Annotated in this window: 1 protein-coding gene; it reads left to right on the top strand. The window is 67.6% G+C overall.

Annotated features, from left to right (window positions below):
- Positions 1-952: PKD domain-containing protein (locus tag AC3WOE_RS30500; RefSeq protein ID WP_492696306.1), on the top strand; the 952-nt coding region annotated here is incomplete at both ends.

Below are 952 nucleotides of genomic sequence, written 5' to 3'. Positions count from 1 at the left end.
CCATCGCCAGCTATGCGTGGACCTTTGGCGACGGCACGAGCGCCAGCGGGGTGTCGGCCACAAAGACCTACGGCGCGGCGGGCAGCTACACGGTGACGCTGACGGTGACCGACGCCGGAGGCTTGACCGACAGCAAGACGCAGACCGTGGTGATCACGGCGGTAACGGGAGGGCAGGCGGTCAATGTCGCCGCAGCCGCCAACGGCGGCGTCGCCACGGCGTCCAGCACATTTGACGCCCGATATCCCGCCAGCGCGGTCAACAACGGTGACCGGCTGGGGCTGAACTGGGGCGCGGGTGGCGCGTGGGCGGACGCCACCTCGGGCGTCTACCCGGACTGGGTGCAGATCGACTTCAACGGCACGCAGACGATCAGCGAAATCGACGTGTTCACGCTGCAGGACAACGCCTATTCGCCCTCAGTGCCGACGCTGACGATGACGTTCAGCAACTACGGCATCACGCAATTCCAGGTCCAGTACTGGAACGGCACCGGGTGGGTGGATGTGCCGGGCGGCAATGTCACCGGCAACAACAAGGTGTGGCGGCAGTTCACCTTCGCGCCCATCACGACACCGCGCATCCGGGTCCTGGTGACCAGCTCGACCTACTATCTCTCGCGCATCGCCGAAGTGGAGGCGTGGACGCCGGGAGGCGTGGGCAACCAGGCGCCGGTGGCTGCCATCAGCGGCCCGACGAGCGGGCAGGTGGGCGCGAGCCTGAGCTTCTCCGGCGCGGGCAGTACCGACGCCGAAGGGGCCATCGCCAGCTATGCGTGGACCTTCGGGGACGGCACCAGCGCCAGTGGGGTGTCGGCGACGAAGAGCTACAGCGCAGCAGGCAGCTACACGGTGACCTTGACAGTGACCGACGCCGGAGGCCTGACCAACAGCAAGACGCAGACGGTGGTGATCACGGCGGCCAACCAGGCGCCGGTGGCCAGCATCAGCGG

Source organism: Roseateles sp. FW305-36 (genome assembly GCF_058787015.1).
The sequence above is the reverse complement of the archived record's forward strand: the minus strand, read 5'-3'. Positions and strand labels throughout refer to the sequence as shown.